This window comes from Brevibacterium sp. XM4083 (assembly GCF_006489205.2).
Lineage (GTDB): Bacteria > Actinomycetota > Actinomycetes > Actinomycetales > Brevibacteriaceae > Brevibacterium.
The window spans coordinates 560,409-577,120 of sequence record NZ_VFYR02000002.1 but is presented as its reverse complement, the minus strand read 5'-3'; the positions used below and the strand labels follow the sequence as shown (position 1 = coordinate 577,120).

Sequence of the window (16,712 nt, the reverse complement as noted above, 5' to 3'; positions counted from 1 at the left end):
ACGCCTGCCATAGAATTGGGCGAGTGAATGCCGAGCAGACTCTGACCTCTCTGAGTGAGCGCAACCCGAAGGTCGCCCCCGAAGAACTCATCGCCGGACTCGTCCCGCCCCCGCAGTTCGAGAACGTCTCCTTCGCGAGCTATCGCACCGACCCCGCCCAGCCCTCGCAGGCCGAGGCGCGGAACAAACTCGAGGAGTTCGTCGCCGCCGACCGGTCGACCGGGTTCTTCGGCAAGCTCTTCGGCAAGGGCAAGGACGGTCCGAAGGGCGTCTACCTCGACGGCGGCTACGGCGTCGGCAAGACCCACCTGCTCGCCTCGGCGTGGCATGCCAATGAGAAGCCGGCGACCTTCGGCACCTTCGTCGAGTACACGAACCTCGTGGGAGCGCTCGGCTTCGTCAAAGCGCGCGACGACCTCAAGGAGATGAAGCTCGTCTGCGTCGACGAGTTCGAACTCGACGACCCGGGCGACACCGTGCTCATGTCCCGGCTGATGCGCGAGCTCACCGATGCCGGGGTGAAGATCATCGCGACGTCGAACACCCTGCCGGGGTCGCTCGGCGAGGGGCGCTTCGCCGCCCAGGACTTCCTCCGCGAGATCCAGGCGCTGGCCGACCAGTTCGAGGTCTACCGGATCGACGGCCAGGACTACCGGCACCGCGGTCTCACGGCCCCGGCCGAACCGCTCACCCCCGAGCAGCTCGACGCGGCGGCGGCGCAGCTGTCCGGCAACGTCGCCCGCGACGACTTCTCCACTCTGCTCGACCACCTCGCGACCGTCCATCCCTCGAAGTACGGCCGTATGGTCGACGGGATCGACGCCGCCGTGTGGGACGACGTGCGCACGATCGACAACGAGAGCGTGGCGCTGCGCTTCGTCGCCCTCGTCGACCGCCTCTACGACCGCGACGTGCGGATCATCAACTCCGGTGAGCGCCTCGACAAGGTCTTCACCGAGGAGTCCCTGGCCGGCGGCTACCGCAAGAAGTACATGCGCTGCCTCTCGCGCCTCACCGCGCTCTCGGCCCCGGAGACCGAGGAGGCCTGAGGGGCCTCCCGCCACGGGATCGTCTGCCTAGCGCAGGTGGAGGAACTCGAGCAGTCCGCCGAGGTCGGGCACCCAGTCCGGGATGCCGATGAGTCTGAGGACGAGCCACACGATGACTGCGACGAAGGCCGCCGTCAGCGCACCGACCGTCCAGCGCACCCAGAGCGGCTGCCGCATGATCCAGCGCGTCCACGCCTCGACGCGCACCCGCACGAAGTGGAGGAGATGCCTGGCCCAGTGGAACTCGGTCGAGATGACGAAGAGACCGATGATGACGATGAGCCAGCCCGGCCCCGGCAGGGGCACGAGGATGAGGCCGAAGATGACGATGAGCGTGCCGACGCCGCCGACGATGAGTCTGAAGAGGCGATCGACGTGGGGGTTGGCGGCGACGCTCTGCCGCCATCGGAGGTAACCCAGTCGGCACTGTCTCCACGGGCGCCTCCCGTGCTTGTGATGACGCGACAGCCAGCCCTTCGGGCGCTTGACGGGGGATCGTTCGCTCACACAGCACATTCAACCTCACCAGCCTGAAAGCTTGATCGGGAGCTGTGACGACGATCACCGCGGATCGATTTTGCGTGCGGGGCCGGCTGCGTATAGAGTTATATCTCGTTGCCAGGGAAACCAGGCAGCGAAACGCGGATGTGGCTCAGTTGGTAGAGCATCACCTTGCCAAGGTGAGGGTCGCGGGTTCGAGTCCCGTCATCCGCTCGGAGGCGTCATGGCACTGCCTTGGCGGTGGCGTGGCCGAGAGGCGAGGCAGCGGCCTGCAAAGCCGTATACACGGGTTCGAATCCCGTCGCCACCTCGGATTCCTCGACAGTCTGACTGTCGGTGAGTCGGCGCGATTGGCGCAGCGGTAGCGCGCTTCCTTCACACGGAAGAGGTCACTGGTTCGATCCCAGTATCGCGCACAGGGACCATTACGGTTCCGGTGCAACAAATGAATAGAGCGCGATTGGCGCAGCGGTAGCGCGCTTCCCTGACACGGAAGAGGTCACTGGTTCGATCCCAGTATCGCGCACAACAGGAACCCCGGACTTAGGTCTGGGGTTTCGTGCATTCACTCCAGTGCTCGACTCCTCGAGGTCCGTGCTCGCAGGGGCCTCCCGCGGTCCCCGCCGTCGTGCTGTCGAGCGCCGTTGCCGCGGCACGTCGTCGTGTCCGCGTGACCTGTCGTCCTCACCGGTGAGAATGTGTGTCAGTTCTGCCACGAATGAGGCGGGCGACCGCTACTCTTGTGCTTGTACGCTAATCACAGCAAACATCGACAAGGACTTCGGAGCAACTATGTCTACCCCGCAGAATCCGTACGACCCGAACCGCGGTTCGGGCAACGACAACTCTGACCAGAACTCGTCTGCCGATCAGAGCCGATCGGCTGAGGACAATGGCAGCCAGGCGCCTCAGTACAGCTCGGGGGATCAGGCCCCGCAGTACGGCTCGGGCGACACCCGCTCCTACGACAGCGCGAACGATGCCACGCGCGCCTACGATTCGAATGACACCCCCTCCTACGGCAGCGGTGACCAGGCCCCGCAGTACGGCTCCCAGCAGCAGTACGGCCAGGACCAGAACCAGGGCTACGACCAGAACGCGCAGGGCGGCTATAGCCAGAACCAGGGCTACGACCAGAACCAGAACTACGGTCAGGGCTACGACCAGAACGCGCAGGGCTCTCAGGGCGGCTACGGCCAGAGCTACGGACAAAACCAGGGCTACGACGCCAACCAGTACGGCCAGAGTCAGGGCTACGACGCCAACCAGTACAGCCAGCAGCCCTCCTACGCGGCAGCCGGCGGTGGCGGGGGAGACCAGTTCACCCCGGCGAACCCCAACGCCTCCTACGGCACCTACTCATCGGGGTCGGGCAACAACACCTCGAAGAACATCTGGGGCATCCTCGCGCTCATCGGCGGCATCGTCGGCGTCGTCCTCGGCTTCGTATTCGGCATCGGCTTCCTCTTCGCCGTCGCCGCGATCATCTTCGGCTTCATCGGCCTCTCGGCGATCAAGAAGGGGCAGGCGAACAACAAAGGCCTCACCCTCACCGGCCTCATCCTCGGCTTCGTCGGAGTCGTGATCTCGATCATCGTCATCATCGCGACGATCATCGGCCTCGGAATGATCGGCAGCGCGGTCAACGAGGGCATCCAGAGCTACTCGCCGACCGCTCCGGCACCGATGGACCCGTCTGATCCGGGCCTCGAATCGCCCGACTCCGGCAGCACCGACGACTCCTCTGCTGAGGCAGCCCCCGTCGAGGGCGGCGAGGTCGAGATCGGCACCGATGTCACGGCCGCGATCTCCGTCACCTCCGACACTGCGAGCGACACCGCGATCGGCGCCGAATCGACAAACGGTGAGATCGCCGTCGTCACGATGACGGTGAAGAACAACTCGAGCTCCGACGTCGACATGGGCCTCACCCTGCTGAGCGCGACCAACGGCTCCGGCGCGACCTACCAGGAAGTGTTCGACGGATCCCAGTACCAGGGCATCCTCGGCTTCGACGAGCCGGTGCCGGCCGGCGGCGAGCAGACCTACGAGTTCGCCTATGCGGTTCCGGCCGCTGAGGTCGATGGCGTCGAGCTCACCCTCTCCCTCATCGAGGACCTCGGGGCCGGTACGGAGTTCACCTTCAAGAAGGCCTGAGCCCAGCAGCGCCGCACGGTTCGGGTGTCCCGGACAGCCGCGCTGTCGGGGATCCCGCACCGTTCGGTGCGACCCTGTTCACCCCATCAGTTGGGCGGCAGTCGGACGACTGCCGCCCAACTGATTCTGCAGTCCCGTTGAGGGACTAGACTCTAAGAGCGGCGTGCGCGCAGGCCCGTCCTGAGAGACTGGCCGCGCCCCAGGCCCGCACCGCGAGACAAGCACAACGAAACGGAGAAATTCAGTGGCAGACAGCATCGACTGCGCGGGCCAGAGCATCCCCTGGACTCAGGGCATGACCGGGACGGAGATCTTCTCCACGGACCGCGCGGTGGTGGCGATGTGGCTGAATGGAGAGCCGGCCGACCTCAGTCGCGAACTCTCCGCGGGCGATGCGATCGCCCCGATCACCATCGATTCCCCTGAGGGGCTCGACATCCTCCGCCATTCGACCGCGCACGTCACTGCGCAGGCCGTCCAGGATCTCTTCCCCGATGCGAAGCTCGGCATCGGGCCCTACATCACCGACGGCTACTACTTCGACTTCGACGTCGCCGAGCCATTCACGCCCGAGGACCTCAAGGCCATCCAGAAGAAGGCCGCGCAGATCGTCAAGTCCGGCCAGACCTTCAACCGGGTCGTCGTCACCGAGGACGAAGCGCGTGAGCGCATGGCGAACGAGCCGTACAAGCTCGAACTCATCTCCGACAAGGGCGCCGGTGACGACGAGTCGGCGGCCGTCGAGGTCGGCGCCGGCGAACTCACCGTCTACGAGAACGTCGACCGCAAGGGCGAGGTCGTGTGGCAGGACCTCTGCCGCGGCCCCCACCTGCCGAACACGAAGCTCATCGGCAACGGATTCGCCGTCACCCGCTCCTCGGCGGCGTACTGGCGCGGCGACCAGGCCAACGCGAGCCTGCAGCGCGTCTACGGCACCGCGTGGGCGTCGAAGGACGATCTCAAGGCCTACCAGGACCGCCTCGCCGAGGCGGAGCGCCGTGACCACCGCAAGCTCGGTGCCGAACTCGATCTCTTCTCGTTCCCCGAGGAGCTCGGCTCCGGTCTGCCGGTCTTCCACCCCAAGGGCGGCATCATCAAGCGGGAGATGGAGGACTACGTCCGCGCCCGCCACATCGCCGAGGGCTTCGACTACGTCGGCACCCCGCACATCTCGAAGGAGACCCTCTACTACACCTCGGGGCACCTGCCCTACTACGGGGAGAACATGTTCCCGGCGATGCTCGTCGACGAGGTCCGCGATGAGGAGGGCGAGATCGTCAAGGAGGGCACCCCGTACCGGCTCAAGGCGATGAACTGCCCGATGCACAACCTCATCTACCGCTCGCGGGGCCGTTCCTACCGCGACCTGCCGCTGCGCCTCTTCGAGTTCGGCACCGTCTACCGCGACGAGCCCTCCGGCGTCGTCCACGGCCTCACCCGCGTCCGCGCCCTCACTCAGGACGACTCCCACTCCTACGTCGCCGTCGAGGACGCCGCGGCCGAGATCCGCCACCTCCTCGGCTTCGTCCTCAGCCTGCTCCGGGACTTCGGCCTCAACGACTTCTACCTCGAACTCTCGACCCGCGACGAGGACGGGAAGAAGAAGGACAAGTTCATCGGCTCCGACGAGCAGTGGGCCGAGGCGACGGCGACGCTCGAGCAGGTCGCCGCCGAATCCGGTCTCGAACTCGTCCCCGATCCCGGCGGCGCCGCCTTCTACGGCCCGAAGATCTCCGTCCAGGCCCGCGACGCGATCGGCCGCACGTGGCAGATGTCGACGGTCCAGCTCGACTTCAACCAGCCCGAGCGCTTCGGCCTCGAATACGTCGCCGCCGACGGCACCCGCAAGCGGCCGGTGATGATCCATTCGGCGAAGTTCGGCTCGATCGAGCGCTTCCTCGGCGTCCTCACCGAACACTACGCCGGGGCCTTCCCGGTGTGGCTCTCGCCGGTCCAGGTCACCGCGATCCCCGTGGCCGAGGAGTTCAACGACTACCTGACCGAGGTGGCCGACCAGTTGCGCGCGGCCGGCGTGCGGGTCGAGGTCGACGACAGCGACGACCGCTTCCCGAAGAAGATCCGGAACGCCTCGAAGTCGAAGGTCCCCTTCGTCCTCATCGCCGGCGGTGAGGACCGCGACGCCGGGGCCGTGTCGTTCCGCTTCCGCGACGGCACCCAGGACAACGGCGTGCCCGTCGCCGAGGCGATCGCCCGGATCACCGAGGCGATCGAGACCAAGGCCCAGGTATGACGAGCGAGGGCGAGCAGGCCGCGGACCCGGACCACCACCTCGGCGCGGGGGACCGTCCGGATCCCGCGCTGGGCATGGACCTGTCCGACATCGAAGCCGCCGAGGGCTTCCCGCGCGTGCCCGACGCCTTCCAGCGGCTGTGGACACCGCACCGGATGGTCTACATCGGGGGACAGGACAAGCCGAAGGACTCCGGTCCCGCCGAGTGCCCGTTCTGCGCTGCGCCGAAGAAGTCCGATGAGGAGGCGCTCATCGTCGCCCGCGGTGAGACCGTCTACGCGGTGCTCAACCTCTACCCGTACAACCCGGGTCACCTGCTCATCTGCCCGTACCGTCATGTCGCCGACTACACGGAGCTGACACCGGCGGAGACGGTCGAGCTCGCGGAGTTCACGCAGAAGGCGATGGAGGTCATCCGGGCCGTCTCTGGCCCCGACGGCTTCAACCTCGGGATGAACCAAGGCGAGGTGGCCGGAGCGGGGATCGCCGCGCACCTGCACCAGCACGTCGTCCCGCGGTGGAGTGGAGACGCGAACTTCCTGCCCATCGTGGCGCAGACGAAGGCCCTGCCGCAGGTGCACGCCGATGTGCGAGCGGCACTGTCGAAGGAATGGAACCGATGAACCCGGAAGATCTCGATTCGCTCGCCGAGTACGCCACACCCGTCGCCGCCGGTGATGAGACGATCATCGCGATCTCTCGTCCCGACCTCGAATCGAACTCGTACCTCTCCCAGCTCTTCGCCGTCGGCGCCGATTCCCCGCGCCGCCTCACCCACGCGTGGCGCGACACCTCACCGCAGATCGGTGAGGCATGGGCGGCCTACCTCAGTGCCGAGAAGGGCGAGCGGTCCCAGCTCTTCGCCGGCCCCACCCTGACGACGGCGCACCGGATCACCGATCGCCACCTCGGCGTCTCCGAATTCGCCCTCGACGATGCCACGGGCCGCGTCCTCTACATCTCCCGGGTGCCCGAACCCGGCCGCTACGGCACCGACGACGACATTCCCGCCGACGAGGAGGCGCCGCGGCGGATCACCTCGGCGGCGTATCAGGCCAACGGTCTCGGATACGTCAAGGATCGTCCCGCGCGGGCGTTCCTCGTCGACCTCATCGAACCCGGGCTCGGCAAGTCGGGGATCGCCGGCTCCGACGAGGTGCCGCTCTCGACGATGCTCACGACCCCGGACTCCGATGTCCACGACCCGCAGTTCTCGCCCGACGGCGCGCACATGAGCGTCGTCGCCGCGACTCATCCGGACCACGGCGCACCCGACCTGCGCTCGACCGTGTGGCTGCTCGGGGCGAAGGGACCCACCCCGCTCGAGCTGCCGCGGATGAGTGTGAGCCTCCACCGGTGGATCGACGCCGACCGGATCCTCCTCGTCGGCAGCGACCTCACCCGTGACGAACTCGACTTCGTCGGGCAGATGCCCGGTCTCTTCGTCCACGACATGCGCACCGGGACGACGCAGCGGCTGACCGATCCCGAGACGGTCGCCGTCGCCCAGATCCCACCGCAGATCGTCGCCGGGACCGTCGTCTTCGCCGTCGACTCCGACGGTGCGACACGTCTGGCCGGCCTCCGCCTCGATGATGTGCTCGAAGGGTCGGCCGGGGCCGATGGCTCGGCTGTGATCGATGAGTCGGCCGTCACCGGCACCGAGGCGGCTCTCGACGATCTCGTGTTCCTCACCGACGACGTCACCGTCGTCACGGGCTTCGACGTCGCCGACGGCACCGCGGTCGTCACCGCGGTGACGCCGACGACACCGGCCGCACTGCTGCGCGTCGACGTCGACGCCGCTCGAGAGTCGTCCGGGGCACCGGTTCCCACCGTCGTGCTCGAGCATCCCGCTCCGGCCGCCTCGGTGCGTCCCGAGGTCCTCCGGGTCGAGGGTCCCGGCGGCACGGTCACCGGATGGCTCGCCAAACCCGCCGGGCAGGGCCCGTTCCCGGTGATCCTCAACATCCACGGCGGACCGTTCGCGCAGTACACGCACGGCTGGTTCGACGAGACTCAGGTGCTCACCTCGGCGGGCTATGCCGTCGTCTACGCGAACCCGCGCGGTTCGGGAGGACGGACGCGCACGTGGGGCACCGCGGTGCAGGGCGATATGGCCGCCCCGGCGATGGCCGACGTCCTCGCTGTCCTCGACCACGCACTGGCCGCGGATGCCGACCTCGATGCCAGCCGCCTCGGCGTGCAGGGCGGATCGTACGGCGGGTATCTCACGGCGATGACGATCGCCGCCGACCACCGCTTCGCCGCGGCGATCGTCGAACGCGGATACCTCGACCCGCACAGCTTCCTCGGCACCTCCGACATCGGACGCTTCTTCACCGAGGAGTACACCTCGCGTGATGCCGCGGCGATCGCCCGGCAGTCCCCGCTCGCCCACGCGGCTGAAGTGCGCACCCCGACGCTCGTCATGCACTCCGAACTCGACTTCCGGTGCCCGCTCGAACAGGCACAGCAGTACTACGCCGCGCTCCAGCGGGCCGGAGTCGTCACCGAGCTGCTCATCTTCCCCGGTGAGAACCATGAGCTCTCGCGCTCGGGGCAGCCGCGACATCGCCGGCAGCGCTTCGATGCGATCCTCGACTGGTGGGATCAGCGCCTGCGGGCCCCCAAGGCCGACTGCACGACCGTCGATCGCCCGCTCACCACCTCGGCGGTTCGCTGACCCGATGCTCAACACCATCGCCCGCGAGGCATTCACCCGACTCTTCCGTCCCCTGGCCAGGCTGCTCCTGCGCCTCGGGCTCACCCCCGATGCCGTGACGTTCATCGGCACGCTCGGGGTGAGCGCCGGCGCGCTGATCTTCTACCCGCTCGGGCACCTGTTCTGGGGCACGGTCGTCATCACCGTCTTCGTCTTCTGCGACATGCTCGACGGGATCATGGCCCGGGAGATGGGGCGCAAGAGCCTGTGGGGCGCATTCCTCGACTCGACGCTCGACCGCATCGCGGACTCCGCCGTGTTCGTCGGTCTCGCACTGTGGTTCTTCCTCGGTGCGGATGATCCGCTCACCGCACTCCTCGCCCTCGGCTGCCTGGTGACAGGGTCGCTTGTCTCATATGTGCGGGCGCGGGCCGAGGGCCTCGGCGTCCACGCGTCCGGCGGAATCGCCGAGCGCGCCGACCGGTTGTTGGTCACACTCATCGTCACCGGCTTGGTGGGAATGGGACTTCCCGATATCGTTCTGACGGTCGCCTTGGGCGTCTTGATGATCGCCTGCTGCATCACTATCCTGCAAAGAATTTCGTCTGTCCGCCGTCAACTCCTGGAGAACCATGAAACCGCGTAAAGCTTCACGGGTCGTTCTGCTCAATGAGCGCGACGAGGTTCTCCTCATCAGGGCCCAGGACCTGCTCACGCCCACCCATCAGTGGTGGATGACCGTGGGCGGCGGCTCGGAGATGGGCGAATCGCCGGCGCAGACCGCGGCCCGCGAACTCGCCGAGGAGACCGGCCTCGAATGCGAACCCGGCGACCTCATCGGTCCGCTCGCTATCCGCGACGAGGTCTTCCACTTCACCGAGAAGGAGCTGCGGCAGCTCGAGACGTACTTCGCCTACCGGACGAGTGAGGACATCGAACTCGAGGACGCCGTGTGGACCGACATCGAGAAGCGCAGCCTGCTCGAGTTCCGCTGGTGGTCCCGCGACGAGCTCATGGCGACGACCGAGACGATCTACCCGAAGAACCTGCTCAGCCTCATGGAGCTCGCCGCCGTCGGCACCGTGCCCGACGTCCCCCTCGTCATCGACTGAGCGGGGCCGCGTCGCCGGTCCGGAGCGGTTGCGGGGTCGATCTGTGGCGATGACGGTGCCGGTTCATGGCGATGCCGTCGGCACCGCCTCGGTGGGAAGCGACTGAGCCGAGGCGCGACTGCACCGGGGCAGGAGTCAGCCGGACCGCCTCGGCGGGAATCGATCGCACTTTCGCGGGAGACAACCGCACGTCCGCGGGAATCGCCTCCACCGCCTCGGCGGGAAACGACTGCACCGCGACGGGTTTCGGCGCGCGGGCGCTGGGGCGTATAGAATCTAAGGGCTTCATCTATAGGAAGGAACACCAGTGTCAGGTCATTCCAAATGGGCAACGACTAAGCACAAGAAAGCTGCCATCGATGCCAAGCGCGGCAAGCTGTTTGCCAAGCTGATCAAGAACATCGAGGTTGCCGCACGCAACGGTGGACCTGATCCCGACGGCAACCCGACTCTCTTCGACGCGATCCAGAAGGCGAAGAAGAACTCGGTGCCCGCAGACAACATCAACCGCGCGGTCAAGCGCGGCGGCGGCCTCGACGGCGAAGCGGTCAACTACGAGACGATCATGTACGAAGGCTACGCGGCCGGCGGCGTCGCACTCCTCATCGAGTGCCTCACCGACAACCGGAACCGTGCGGCCTCCGAAGTGCGCGTCGCCGTGACCCGCAACGGCGGTTCGATGGCCGATCCCGGTTCGGTGTCGTACAACTTCAACCGCAAGGGCGTCATCGTCGTCCCGGCCGATGGCACCGATGAGGACGCCATCGTCGAGGCGACCCTCGAAGCCGGCGCCGAAGAGGTCAACGACGAAGGGGAGACCTTCGAGGTCATCTCCGAGGCGACCGACCTCGTCGCGGTGCGCACGGCGCTCGTCGACGCCGGCATCGACTACGACTCCGCCGAGGCCTCGTTCGTCCCCGGACTCAAGGTCAGCCTCGACGCGGCCACCGCCACCAAGGTGTTCAAGCTCATCGACGCCCTCGAAGACAGCGACGAAGTGCAGAACGTCTATTCGAACGCCGACGTCAGCGACGAGGTTCTCGCAGAACTCGACGCCTGATGCGCATCCTCGGCGTGGACCCCGGCCTCACCCGGTGCGGATTCGGCGTCATCGACACCCTGCCGGCCAGGAAGGCCGCCATGGTCGCCGTCGACGTCTTCCGCACCCCGTCCGCGGATTCCGTGGACCTGAGGCTGGGGTCCCTCGCCGAGGCGTTCGACACCTGGCTGGACACGCACCGTCCCGATGTCGTCGCGATCGAGCGGGTCTTCGCCCGCAACGACGTTTCGACGATCATGGGCACCGCGCAGGCCTCGGGCCTGACGATGGGGTTGGCCGCGCGCCGCGGGATCCCTGTCGCCATGCACACGCCGTCTGAGGTCAAAGCCGCGATCACGGGCTCCGGACGGGCGGACAAGAAGCAGGTGACGAACATGGTCACCCGCATCCTCGGACTCGACGCGCCGCCCAAGCCCGCCGACGCCGCCGACGCGCTGGCCATCGCGATCTGCCACTCCTGGCGAGGAGCGCTCAGTGCCCAGTCGACGCCAGGCATGAACAAGGACCTCACCGAGCGCAAGGGCGGCGGCCGGCAGGGGAGTGGGCTGACCAGAGCCCAAGAACAGTGGGCCCGTGCACTGCGCAATGCGAAGTGAGCTTCGGAACAAGTTCCACTCCGCGCTCTTCACGCCATCGTCACTGGTGAGCAGCGCGCTTTTCGACTGAATAGAACTGCCCCGAATGTCTTCGAAAATCAGTTGAGAAAATCGAACGAAACTATAGACATGTGATGTCCGTGACATCTAGAATAGAGGCAACCGCACAACATCACCGTTGACGGACAGATTGCCGAGATCATGACGCTCACGCCGGAACGACCGCAGAACCACCGGGATGATGGCTCCCGTGGCAAAGAGTCGGGCGCGCGTGCAGACGCATCGAAGACGCGGCCCGGGTCGCGCGGCAAGAAGGGCTCGACGGCCCCACGATCACTTCGCGATCAGCTCGAAGCGGCCGGAATGGATCTCAGCGGTCATGGGCTGGCTGAGACGCTCGGCAGCATGGACGCGGTCGCGGCGCCTGACTTCTCTGCGGTTGATCCTTCGGCCTGCGATCACTCGCTTACTGTCCCTGCAGACGCTGGACTCTCTGCCCGAGAGGTTCGCCGAGGCGACGGCGGAGGGAATGGCTCATCGACCGCTGCGGGCGAGTCAGGGGGCACCACCGGCGTCGAGGGAGTCGGCTCACCTCAATCCGCGCGCAACGACATGGACGCCGCCGGTGCACCGCGACCGTGTGTGTCCGATATGGACAACCCCTTCCAAGCGGCCGTCGACGAGCACCGTGACACCTCCCTGGCGGACTCTCCTCATCCGATGCTCTCGAAGGAGCAGTGGGCTGACCTCGGAGACTCGGTTCCCGAAGTGACCGACAGCATCGCGGCGATCACCCGACTCGAAGCCGAACTCCGCGATTTCCGACGCCCGATGGGACCCGACGAGGCCATCACCGTGATGAGGGGAGTCGAAGCGCTCAGCCGTCTTGTCGATTCGCTCCACGCTGTGACGCTGTCGGTGTTCGAACGCGTCGGAACACCCAAGGACTACGGGGCGAAATCGACGAAGGCGCTGGTGCAGGACAAACTCCAACTCAGCAGCACCGAGGCACACCGCCGCACCGAGCTGGCGAAGAACCTCGGCAACCGGGTCGACCTGACTGGGCAGTCGCGGCCGCCGAAGTATCCGATCGTCGCGGCCGGTCTGCAGTCCGGAGCGCTCTCGTCGAGCCAGGCGGCGATGATCGGAAAATGCCTCGACGAGGTCCCCTTCTGGCTCGGCGTTGAGGTGCGCGAACGGATCGAGGGCAAACTCGTCGAACGCGCTCCGAGCGTCCGCGTCTCCGACCTCCGGCGGATCTTCACCGCCATGCTCGACCGGGTCGATCCCGACGGCACCGAGCCGACCGACTTCCACGACCGCTCGAAGTACAAGGTCAACGTCCGGCAGCGCCACGACGGCGACTGGGACCTCAGCGGCCTTCTCGACCCGATCACCGGTGGCATCATTCAGGGATGGCTGACCTCGCGGATCAAAGCCGATGACCCGACCGGAGCGGACAGTCCGACCGGAGCGGGAGACTCGACCGGAGCGGACAGTCCGACCGGCGAAAGCGACTCGTCCGGAGCGGACAGTCCGACCGGAGCGGGCGCCACGACCGGTGACAGTCGCGCAGACGCCACGACGGGTCTCGACGGTGGATCCGGTGACGGCAGTGCACACGATCCGACAGGTCCTGGCGGTGGACCCGCTGATGACCTCCGCGTCGAGGGCGAACAGATGCTCGAGCTCTTCGACAGCGTGCTCGCCGGAGACATCACCGACAGGCCACTGCCGGCCGATGCGAATCCGCAGCTGTCGGGACCCGGCTCTGAGAACCCCCGCGGCTGGGGTGTCCGCGCCGACGGCACGTTCGCCGACACCTCGAGCGAACAGGGCACAGTGCAGAATCTCATGTACGAACGCTTCTCGACACTGATCTCCCACACCGAAATGGGTCGGGTCGGCAGGGGAGCGCCGTTCGCCCTCGTCGTCACCGCCACGGCCGAGAACCTCGCCGAGGGGAAAGGCCGGGCGACGACGGGAGCCGAAGCCGACTTCCCGATCGACCTCGCCGCCGATGAGGGCCTCAACGGCACGGTGTTCTTCCATCTCATGACCGAGAAGGCGAAGTCGATGGCGCTGGCGACCGAACAGCGGCATGCGACTCCCCGTCAGCTGGCGATCCTCGGCGCGCGAGACAAAGGCTGCACTTTCCCCGGATGCGAGACTCCACCGGGCTGGTGCGACGCGCACCATGTCTTCCCGTGGGCGCTCGGCGGCAGAACCGACCTCAATAACCTCACCCTCGTCTGCAGCATGCACCACCACCTCATCGACAGATCCGAGTGGGAGACGATCATGCTCAAGGACGGCCGTGCCGCATGGATACCACCGGCTTCGATCGACATCGAACGGCGACCGATCCTCCATGCACGATTCGTCACCGACGATGCCGTCGACTCACTCTTCGCCGACCTTCCGTATTCGCCGCTCACCGCCGCCGACGTCGGCGTCGACGCGGAGCATTGTGGGCCGGAGCTGATGCGGGGGAGCGACGCGGATTCGGAGCAATGGGGCAGTGTGCCCGAATCGGGAGTCGCGCGTGGACCGGGCTGGGGCATCGACGACTGCAGCGATGGTGGCGCCACCGATGGCGGCGCCACGGGCGGCGTTGCCGTCGGCGGCGCAGTCGACGGAGAGATGTCGCCGGGAGGCGAAGCCACCGGTGATGATGCCACCGGTGACGATGATCCTGGTCCCGGGGATCGAGGTCTGTGGTGAGCGGCCCGCTCGAGGGGACGAGTGTGCCGCACGCCCGGGCATGTCGGATGAGGCGAGCGACCTCGAACTGTTAGTCTGGATTCGTACACGTGTTCCCACCTGAAAGGCAGTCCGTGATCAGTTTCCTCAGCGGTACGGTTCATCGCATCGCAGCTGACCACCTCGTCGTCCTCACCTACGGTGTCGGCAGGAAAGTGCACGTGACACCCGACACCCTGGCCGGCACCCGCCACGGCGCCGACATTGACCTCGTCACGACCCTCGTCGTCCGCGAGGACTCGATGACCCTCTTCGGCTTCGGCACCGAAGACGAGAACCACACCTTCGAGGTCCTCCTGACGATCTCGGGCATCGGACCCCGCCTGGCGATGGCTATCCTCTCCGTCATGGGCCCCGACGAACTCGCCGCCGCGATCGCCGGCCAGGACGCCACCGCCCTCACGCGTGTGCCGGGCATCGGCAAGAAGGGCGCCTCACGCATCATCCTCGAACTCGAGAACAAGCTCCCGAAGTTCGCCGCCGCAGCGCCCGGCCCCACGCTCTCCTTCGGCGGGACCAACCAGCAGGTCGTCGACGCCCTCGTCGGCCTCGGCTGGAAGGAACCCCAAGCCGCCGAGGTGGTCCAGGAAGTCGTCGCTGACCTCGGGGCCGACGCCGGCACCTCGGCGCTGCTCAAGGCCTCGCTCAAAGTCCTCGGTGCCCGGAAATGACCGACCGCGAAACCACGTCCTACGAGATGGACTTCGGCGACCAGCGCCTCACCGGTGCCGAGCACGACCGGCTCGTCTCCGGCAGCGCCGAAGCCGCCGAACGCGATGCCGAGGCGGCGCTGCGGCCCAAAGGGCTCCACGACTTCATCGGCCAGCCCCAGGTTCGCGAACAGCTCTCCCTCGTCCTCGACGCCGCGAAGGCCCGGCACAAGGCCCCCGACCACGTCCTGCTCTCCGGCCCACCCGGGCTCGGCAAGACGACGCTGGCGATGATCATCGCCCACGAGATGCAGGCAAGCCTGCGTGTGACCTCCGGACCCGCCGTCCAGCACGCCGGCGACCTCGCCGCGATCCTCTCCTCCCTCGAAGAGGGCGAAGTCCTCTTCATCGACGAGATCCACCGGATGGCCCGCGCCGCCGAGGAGATGCTCTACGTGGCGATGGAGGACTTCCGCGTCGACGTCATCGTCGGCAAGGGCCCCGGCGCCACGGCGATTCCGCTCGACCTCCCGCCCTTCACCCTCGTCGGCGCGACGACCCGTTCGGGACTCCTTCCGGCACCGCTGCGCGACCGCTTTGGGTTCACCGGGCACCTCGACTTCTACTCGAGCGCCGACCTGCTCACCGTGCTCACCCGCTCTGCCCGGATGCTCGGCATCGACGCAGAGAACCGTGGGCTCACGGAGATCTCCACCCGCTCCCGGGGCACACCCCGCATCGCCAACCGTCTGCTCCGCCGCGTCCGGGACTGGGCGCAGGTGCGCGGCAACGGCACCATCGACGAGGCCGCCGCACTCAACGCGCTCACCGTCTACGAAGTCGACGAACTCGGCCTCGACCGCCTCGACCGCTCCGTCCTCGAAGTCCTCTGCAAGCGCTTCTCCGGCGGGCCCGTGGGACTCGGCACGCTGTCGGTCTCGGTCGGGGAGGAAGCCGATACGGTCGAGACCGTGTCCGAGCCGTACCTCGTGCGGGAGGGCCTCATCAGCCGCACCCCACGCGGACGCGTCGCCACCTCGGCGGCATGGAGGCATCTGGGACTCCACATCCCAGCAAACTATGAGTACTGAACCCTGCGTATCGGTTCGCCTTGAGTACGGACTTCGAACTAAGCTAGTGCACTGGTCCGTTCTTATGGAAGGTTGATACCTGTGGATTTGCTGATCCCTCTCGCGCTCGCTGCGCTGCTGATTTTTTTCCTGTTCAACTCTCGGCGTAAGCAGAAGGCGCGTGCGGAGCAGATCAAGACGAACCTCGTCCCCGGAGCCAAGGTCATGACGACCTTCGGCGTCTTCGGCACCGTGCTCTCGATCGACGACGAGGACAACCAGGTCACCATCGAATCCGGGCCCGGCACGATCCTGCGCGTGCACCGCCAGGCCATCGGCCAGATCGACACCCCGGACACCGCGGTCGATGCGGCCCCCGCCACCGAGGCGACCGACTCCCCGGCGATCACCGACGCCGAACTCGACGCGATGAACGAGCGCAAGCGCGCCGAGGCCGGCGACGACGATATCAAGGCCGCCGACGCTGACGTCGACGCCGCCGATGCCGACCTCAAGGCCGATCGCGCTGATGCGAAGGCTGACCGCGCCGATGCGAAGGCCACCGATGCCGACCTCAAGGCTGACCGCGCTGATGAGAAGGCGCTCGACGCCGATCTCAAGGCCGATAATGCTGATCTCAAGGCCGACAATGCCGACCGCACTGCCGCCGAGGCGGATGCGGCTGCGAAGACCAGCGCCGACGACGTGGACGGCAGCTCGACTGAGGATCCGTCGAAGGGGACCGGCACCGACAAGCCGGACACCGACGACAAGAAGAACTGATCCCCTCACTGCACCCGATCGAAAGCTGAGACGTGTCCGACATCGAAGAAAAGCC

General features: G+C 66.9%; 14 protein-coding genes and 4 tRNA genes. 17 read left to right on the top strand and 1 reads right to left on the bottom strand.

Going from position 1 to position 16,712, the window contains the following annotated elements; genetic code table 11:
• The first annotated feature begins 23 nt into the window (after positions 1 to 23).
• Positions 24 to 1,049, top strand: a complete 1,026-nt coding sequence (zapE, locus tag FJ887_RS08440) for a cell division protein ZapE (protein ID WP_137823929.1) — start codon at positions 24 to 26, stop codon at positions 1,047 to 1,049.
• 27 nt (positions 1,050 to 1,076) lie between these two features.
• Here zapE and FJ887_RS08435 read toward each other — a convergent pair whose 3' ends face one another.
• Positions 1,077 to 1,556, bottom strand: a complete 480-nt coding sequence (locus tag FJ887_RS08435) for a TIGR02611 family protein (protein WP_249356327.1) — start codon at positions 1,554 to 1,556, stop codon at positions 1,077 to 1,079.
• 134 nt (positions 1,557 to 1,690) lie between these two features.
• Between FJ887_RS08435 and FJ887_RS08430 the strand changes: the two genes are divergently transcribed.
• The 16 genes from FJ887_RS08430 (at position 1,691) to yajC (ending at position 16,657) form a co-directional block, all read left to right on the top strand.
• Positions 1,691 to 1,763 (top strand) — tRNA-Gly (locus FJ887_RS08430).
• 26 nt (positions 1,764 to 1,789) lie between these two features.
• Positions 1,790 to 1,860: transfer RNA gene (locus tag FJ887_RS08425), tRNA-Cys, on the top strand.
• Positions 1,861 to 1,894: 34 nt separating this feature from the next.
• Positions 1,895 to 1,966 (top strand) — tRNA-Val (locus FJ887_RS08420).
• A gap of 38 nt (positions 1,967 to 2,004) precedes the next feature.
• Positions 2,005 to 2,076 (top strand) — tRNA-Val (locus FJ887_RS08415).
• A gap of 266 nt (positions 2,077 to 2,342) precedes the next feature.
• Complete coding sequence (locus FJ887_RS08410) at positions 2,343 to 3,707, top strand: DUF4190 domain-containing protein (protein ID WP_140954952.1); 1,365 nt, start codon at positions 2,343 to 2,345, stop codon at positions 3,705 to 3,707.
• 244 nt (positions 3,708 to 3,951) lie between these two features.
• Positions 3,952 to 5,958, top strand: coding sequence for a threonine--tRNA ligase (thrS, locus tag FJ887_RS08405; RefSeq protein WP_137823933.1), 2,007 nt, complete (start codon positions 3,952 to 3,954; stop codon positions 5,956 to 5,958).
• A gap of 74 nt (positions 5,959 to 6,032) precedes the next feature.
• Complete coding sequence (locus tag FJ887_RS08400; RefSeq protein ID WP_249356370.1) at positions 6,033 to 6,581, top strand: HIT family protein; 549 nt, start codon at positions 6,033 to 6,035, stop codon at positions 6,579 to 6,581.
• Positions 6,578 to 8,644, top strand: a complete 2,067-nt coding sequence (locus FJ887_RS08395) for an alpha/beta hydrolase family protein (protein WP_137823935.1) — start codon at positions 6,578 to 6,580, stop codon at positions 8,642 to 8,644. Before FJ887_RS08400 ends, FJ887_RS08395 begins: the two co-directional genes overlap by 4 nt.
• A gap of 4 nt (positions 8,645 to 8,648) precedes the next feature.
• On the top strand, positions 8,649 to 9,269 hold the full coding sequence (pgsA, locus tag FJ887_RS08390; protein WP_140954953.1) for a phosphatidylinositol phosphate synthase: 621 nt from the start codon (positions 8,649 to 8,651) through the stop codon (positions 9,267 to 9,269).
• Entirely contained in the window at positions 9,256 to 9,735 is a 480-nt protein-coding gene (locus FJ887_RS08385) for an NUDIX hydrolase (RefSeq protein WP_137823937.1), read from the top strand. Before pgsA ends, FJ887_RS08385 begins: the two co-directional genes overlap by 14 nt.
• 307 nt (positions 9,736 to 10,042) lie before the next feature.
• Complete coding sequence (locus FJ887_RS08380) at positions 10,043 to 10,795, top strand: YebC/PmpR family DNA-binding transcriptional regulator (RefSeq protein WP_137823938.1); 753 nt, start codon at positions 10,043 to 10,045, stop codon at positions 10,793 to 10,795.
• Entirely contained in the window at positions 10,795 to 11,391 is a 597-nt protein-coding gene (gene ruvC / locus FJ887_RS08375) for a crossover junction endodeoxyribonuclease RuvC (protein WP_137823939.1), read from the top strand. Before FJ887_RS08380 ends, ruvC begins: the two co-directional genes overlap by 1 nt.
• A 651-nt stretch (positions 11,392 to 12,042) precedes the next feature.
• Entirely contained in the window at positions 12,043 to 14,115 is a 2,073-nt protein-coding gene (locus tag FJ887_RS08370) for an HNH endonuclease signature motif containing protein (RefSeq protein ID WP_171006927.1), read from the top strand.
• Between the two features lie 113 nt (positions 14,116 to 14,228).
• Positions 14,229 to 14,825 carry a Holliday junction branch migration protein RuvA gene (gene ruvA / locus FJ887_RS08365; RefSeq protein WP_137823941.1) on the top strand — a complete coding sequence of 199 codons (597 nt, stop codon included), beginning with the start codon at positions 14,229 to 14,231 and terminating at the stop codon, positions 14,823 to 14,825.
• 26 nt (positions 14,826 to 14,851) lie between these two features.
• Positions 14,852 to 15,895: a Holliday junction branch migration DNA helicase RuvB gene (gene ruvB / locus FJ887_RS08360; RefSeq protein WP_137824109.1), complete on the top strand. Its 1,044-nt coding sequence runs from the start codon at positions 14,852 to 14,854 to the stop codon at positions 15,893 to 15,895.
• A gap of 81 nt (positions 15,896 to 15,976) precedes the next feature.
• The gene (gene yajC, locus FJ887_RS08355; protein WP_249356333.1) at positions 15,977 to 16,657 is read left to right on the top strand and encodes a preprotein translocase subunit YajC; all 681 of its coding nucleotides are present in this window, start codon (positions 15,977 to 15,979) and stop codon (positions 16,655 to 16,657) included.
• Positions 16,658 to 16,712 lie beyond the last annotated feature (55 nt).

Excerpts from the sequence above, each read along its gene's own strand:
- FJ887_RS08410 (WP_140954952.1), top strand. The coding sequence starts at position 2,343 with ATGTCTACCCCGCAGAATCCGTACGACCCGAACCGCGGTTCGGGCAAC.
- FJ887_RS08400 (WP_249356370.1), top strand. The coding sequence starts at position 6,033 with ATGGACCTGTCCGACATCGAAGCCGCCGAGGGCTTCCCGCGCGTGCCC.
- FJ887_RS08395 (WP_137823935.1), top strand. The coding sequence starts at position 6,578 with ATGAACCCGGAAGATCTCGATTCGCTCGCCGAGTACGCCACACCCGTC.
- pgsA (WP_140954953.1), top strand. The coding sequence starts at position 8,649 with ATGCTCAACACCATCGCCCGCGAGGCATTCACCCGACTCTTCCGTCCC.
- FJ887_RS08385 (WP_137823937.1), top strand. The coding sequence starts at position 9,256 with ATGAAACCGCGTAAAGCTTCACGGGTCGTTCTGCTCAATGAGCGCGAC.
- ruvC (WP_137823939.1), top strand. The coding sequence starts at position 10,795 with ATGCGCATCCTCGGCGTGGACCCCGGCCTCACCCGGTGCGGATTCGGC.
- FJ887_RS08370 (WP_171006927.1), top strand. The coding sequence starts at position 12,043 with ATGGACAACCCCTTCCAAGCGGCCGTCGACGAGCACCGTGACACCTCC.
- ruvB (WP_137824109.1), top strand. The coding sequence starts at position 14,852 with ATGGACTTCGGCGACCAGCGCCTCACCGGTGCCGAGCACGACCGGCTC.